Source organism: uncultured Maricaulis sp., from assembly GCF_963975345.1.
GTDB lineage: Bacteria > Pseudomonadota > Alphaproteobacteria > Caulobacterales > Maricaulaceae > Maricaulis.
In genome coordinates, this window is the sequence record NZ_CAXBGE010000021.1 from 1 (window position 1) to 5434 (window position 5434).

Consider the following 5434-nt stretch of genomic DNA (forward strand, 5'->3'; position numbering starts at 1 on the left):
AGGAAGGGCCGCGAAATCAGCCGACCTCAAACGCGTTTTTACACAGCCACTCCCGTAAGCAGTCATTAGCGGCGCGGCAAAAACTTCCTGGATGCAGACACTGGAGCTACGCTTCCACTGAGCCACTCCTACGAACTGGTGGCCCAAATACTCGAGATTGCGAATAGTTCCCTACTTAGCCGACCGGACTCATGACCCTTTTGAGAGCTTCTGAATGTGTTTCAGCAACGTTTCACCTGCGGGCACGCCCGCCGCCGAAATCGTGGCGGCAATCGTCCGCCAAGTCTCGGTCTGAAGCTCTGTGTGGATACAGTCCTTCGCTAAAGTCGCGACGCGCTCACCAATGCGAGCGGTACTCCAGAAGCCGTCTTCGGCGTCGATGTGCCATGCTGCCGTAACTCTTTCTAAGGGGGCGGCTGATATCTGCGTCGGCAGCAATTCGAGCACATCGAGATAGAAGGTTGCTATGGTGGGGCACGGACCGGCATCAACGGCCAGTTCGGTCAACGTGTCGGAAAAAGCAATGAGTTGCGCCTCGCCAAACTCATGCGCATAGGACAGCCGATCCCCAAAGCCTCGAATCTGCTTCATGAAAATGGTTGAAAGTAAGTCGTTGAGATGGATTTCAACGCGGCCATTTCGCGACCATTTGTGGCGTTCCCATTCTTTACGCCTTCGCATTGACGTCGAAAGCCGCGCGCGGAGCTTGGCCAGATGATCCGTGTCGGTCGCCCCGGCCTTCAGGTGCTGGATATCACTTTCGATCAAGAACGCGGCGGCGACGCTGAAAAACACGTCAGGCGAGAACTTATCGAGCAGCGCGAAGATCTGCTCTTCTTGCTGCGCTGCTGTCCATTGCGGGGCGAGGCGTGCGGCGCAATCAAACAGCGGCGATGTCCAGTGGTTTTCCACATCGGGCGCATCGGCGTCCTCGTCGGAGCCGCCATTCGCCTGCATGAGCCAATCGCGATTGGCGAGAAACAGCGCTTCGAGCGCGTCCGGACCACCCAATCGCTTCAGGACGGCGATCCATTTGTCGCCGGTTTGATAATCGAAGTAATAGTCCGGGTATTCAGATTGCGATGGTTTCGGCGGGGGCGGCGCAGTGCCGCCCGGTAGAATTACACCGCGCCGCTTAGATCGCTGGCGCATGGGCGGTGGGACGATCCAGCCTGGTTCCTCGGCTTTACCTGCGAGCCAGGCCAGCTCGGCTTTGACATGCTCCTCGAACTTCTCTTGTAAGGCGTGGTCGCGCTGCTCAAATGCGCCGTTTGGCTCATCATAATGGGCGCGGCGTGGGAAGAAGCAGGCCTGTAGTCCGGTGCGAACACACGCCTTGAGCCGCTCTATCCCCATCGCCTCGGCCGCCTGCGGGTGATAGCGCAGGGCTGAGACCGCGCTTGGCGCATTCTTCACGATGGCGGCGAGCAGGTCTCCGTCCGACGGTTGGGCGGCGTCGTCGCGGCCAAGATAGAGCAGGCCGGCGAACCCGAGTGCGGTGGGGTCATACATGACATCATAGCGCAGATTGAGCCGCGGCTTGCTTGCGGGATTGAGGGCACGATCAAAAATGGCGCGTAGCTTTGGCGCTTTGGCGCGAAGCTGCTTGCCGGAGTAGTGCCGACTGAGAAAGGCCGCCGCGCCTAGGCGCGACAACCATGGATCATTCGGATCATGGTCGAGGGCGTCCTCTGTGGACGGTTCGGCGTTTTCGGTTTCCGCGAGTACGGCTTCAGCATCTTCGATCGAGGCGCGGACATCATTGGTCTCATCATCCATAGTCATGCGGATCGCGAGGGAGCGATTAAACGCCTGATGCTCTACCGCCGCCGCAGCAGAGTTCGCCGTCATCCAGTCGGCCTGGTCCGCAGGCCAGTCATAGACCCAGCCTTGGCGCGACGCGCCGTCCACCATCTGCGTCTCTTCGCGATAATTCTCCCGGTCAAGGGCGCGCCGGGCATAAGAGGCCATGAAGGCCGGTTCTTTCCAGTCGACCTCAGGCCGCTCCCAAGGCCCGAGCCGTTGAACGCCGGCGTCAAGACGTGCTTTCAAGGCCGTGAGTTCATCGGTCGGCACCCTTAGCGCGACCTGGATAAAGACGTCATGCAGCCCTATATGACGCGAGGGGCGCGCGGCGAGGTCTTGTTCAATGGGCCGGTCGCTCGCCGGGCCTTGTCGCAGCCGTCCAAGGCCGCCCCCTCTCAGGGTTTCGAGATAATCATACTGATGGCGTTCAAAATCTACGCTGAGCAGTTCGGGCGAGGCGAGCAGATCATGGAGGAGCGGGCCGCCAAGGGTTCCGTGACACAGCGCCAAGTCAGTAATGACCAGTAAGAAGGCGCCGGAGATTGGCCCATCGCCTGCAATTCGCGCGACAACGGTTTCGAGGTCCGCGCCCTTTTCAATTTCGTGGTGAGCCCAGTATTCGAGAGCGGAGAGGGCTTTGCCGACCAATTGCGAGGGCCCGTGCCCGCGTGGCCAGCCATAAGAGTTGCTCGGCTTGATGAGTCGTGTCTGCCCTAGCAGTGCAAACTCGAATTCACCGCCAGTCTGAACCACGTCTTCGGTCATACTGGTCAACGTGCGGATCAGGTTTATGCCTTGGTCGGCATCGGCGGTTAAGAGATCGGAGAACAGCATGACGCCGCATTTGCCCATTGTAAACGGGTGTTCTAACCGCGACAGCCCGAGCCCCATCCGTCGCATACTGTCATCGCTCGCGCACTCGTCATATTCTTGGCGCGTGGCATCAATCAAAGCGGTGGCAAAGGCGGCGGGTGCGGCTTTCGGCAAAGCGAATGGAAAGTCCAGGAGCTCTGAGAATTCATCAACGGCGCGATCAGACGCGGCAATCGCATTTAGGTATCGCTCGGCCGCACTGGGGTTCTTTTCCGCAAAGGCGGCGAGTGTCAGGCGCGCAGTGTCGACTGTATTCCGCCCGGCTGGATAGCGGATCGTTGGAAGTGGCTTGCCTGCGGGAATGTAATCCAACGAGCGGTCTTCCACATGTGCAACAAGAAGGTCGGCGAAACGGTCCAGCAAAACGGGTGTGAGTTTCAGCTCTGTTGCGGCAAAGGGCGCAATCCAGTTGTGCATGAGGTCTACGGCGCCGCGCAGCGCCTTTGAGGGAAGATCCCCAAATCTCAGAGCCGACCAGATGATGAGAGGCGTCCAGAAAACTGGGTCTGGCACGGCCACGGATTTCGTAGACATCGTCCCATTGCCAGCAGGCGAGGGCACATTGACTTCAACTTCAATAGAGTGCGCGCCTATGACGAGCCGGGCGAGGCGTTCGGCAAGTTCGCCCTTATCAGCGAGCAAAACGGTCTCATGCCGCCCCAGCAATTTCGAGGCGCGTTCGGATCGCACCAAAGCCAGAAGTGCCAATCCGACCCAGCGTTCATTGGCGTTGCTCGCTTGCAGCATTTCAACGGCGCCCGCCCATGGCTCCGGATCGTCTTGTTCAGCGAGATGACGAAAAGCGAGTTCGACGCCGCGTTCGAGCCAGAAGGCGGGTGGACCAGAACCCGCTAGAGACATCAATCGCTCCGGGTCTTCGCTGAGATATGCGGCGATCGCCCAATCTGAGAATAGATCGTGCTTGAACTTGACGCGTTCGGTGGCGAGTTCGATCAGGACACCGTCTTCAATGAGCGAAGAGACTGCCGCTGCCTCGGCGGCTTCGGGTTTGAGGTCCACGACTGACGCGCCATCCAGTTGTGCGTGGACCACGGCGAGCAGAATTCTGCGACGGGCACGTGCTTCGCCCTTGTCGTCTGTTGCCGCGTGTCCGCCCGATTGCCACCAGCCGATTGCAAAGTTCGCTTCACTCACCAGCGCGCCGGGATCGAATTTCGCCGCGACGAAGCGTTTCAGGATGAAGGGATTGCGCGCAAGAGCCTTGGCGGGATGATTTGGCGCGAGGATAGCGCCAAGCGCCGGCACCGCGTGCGCCAGGCCAGTCGCTTCATCATTGTCTAGACCGTCAATCGTCAGCCTCTCGCACGTCTCAAGCGCGCGCATGACCTCACCGCTGAAGGGCTTCGCCGCGTGCCAGTCCAGGCGGGCGGTGAACACTAGCGTCAGCCCCGGGATCTTCGTCGCGGTCAGGATCAGATCTGAGACGGTTTTGCGCTCACGCTCAGAGCGAAACCGATCGAGACCGTCAATATAGATGACGGCGCCGCCATCGCTGGCAAGATCAGTCAGGAAACGATCGGCGCTGACATCCAATCCCAGCTGGTGTTGCAGTGCGCTCCAGCCGCCGCTCGGCACACGGTCCGGCGCAAGTACAAGTGTGGGAGCGTGTTCGGCTTGCGCCGCAGCGGCTATTTTCAAAAAGGCGGATTTGCCCGAGCCGCCGGTTCCGGTGATTTCCAGAACGCCGCTGCCGGTCTGAGCTGTCGCAAGCGCCTGGTCCAGGGCCTGACGTTTGGCGCTGCGAAGGATATGCGCACCGGCGATTGTTGTGTCGATGTCGGTGAGGGCAAATGTGCTGAGCTCGGCGACTTTGGCGCGGGCCTCAGCGAGACGGGGCGCGGGGCCAATGGCAACCTTTCGTTCGGCGAGGAGTTCGACCAGGCGCATACGGTCCAGGTCACCGCCAATCGCGTCGGTGCGCAGCAACAAAGAGACGAGTTCGCCATAAGGGTCGGTTTGATCTTGTGTCAGCGCGGCGGCGCGCCAGCGGTCGGCCTGTTCCGCAACCGAGCCGGGCCGCGCATAATCGAAATAAAGCACGCTGAAGCGCCGAAGGAGATCAAATGAGACACGGACGGGATCAGCGCCGGCTTCGGCGAGATGGTTTTCAAAGGCGGCGACGAAATCGCGCATCGCCTGATTGCTGCGCCCTTGTGTCGCCAGCAGCGCTCGAAACGAGGCTTCATCGCTGACATGTTTGGCAAGCTCAAGCGCTTCGTGAACGCCGTCCTCGATCGACCTGCTGGTGCGTTCAATGGCGACGGCGAAGCGGCGGGTCGAATCTTTGTCACACGCCGCCACCATGTCGGCAACGATGCCACCAAATTTCGCGTTTGATTTTGTAAAACTGAGCGAGCGTTTCGCCTGAATTTCGAGGGTGCAGACCGCGCCGTCCGATCTTATCCCGGTCAAAATGATATCGTCCAGCGGGTGGCCCTGGTCGCGGCGCTGAAAGGCGATCTTGGCGGCGATGGCGCCCGGTAGGCCGAAGGCTTCGGTCTCTGCGAGCACGGCGAGGGCGTAATGCACACCGACCGAGACTTCAAACTGTCCCCCGGCCGGAGCGGTCTTGCGCGGTGAGTCACCGGATGATGTATTGGAAGGGGGCATAGACTCACATATGGGTCAGCAGAGGGTAGGTTCGCCGGACGCTTACTATGAATCTCTTATGTCTGAAACTGCGCCCAAAGCCGACGTTGGAGCAGTTGCTCAATCAAACGAACAAATTTTTCCC

The 5434-nt window shown here is 59.9% G+C and carries 1 protein-coding gene; it reads right to left on the reverse strand.

Going from position 1 to position 5434, the window contains the following annotated elements; all coding sequences use genetic code 11:
* Positions 1-189 precede the first annotated feature (189 nt).
* The gene (locus AAC029_RS15640) at positions 190-5310 is read right to left on the reverse strand and encodes a hypothetical protein (RefSeq protein WP_339749651.1); all 5121 of its coding nucleotides are present in this window, start codon (positions 5308-5310) and stop codon (positions 190-192) included.
* Positions 5311-5434: the final 124 nt, after the last annotated feature.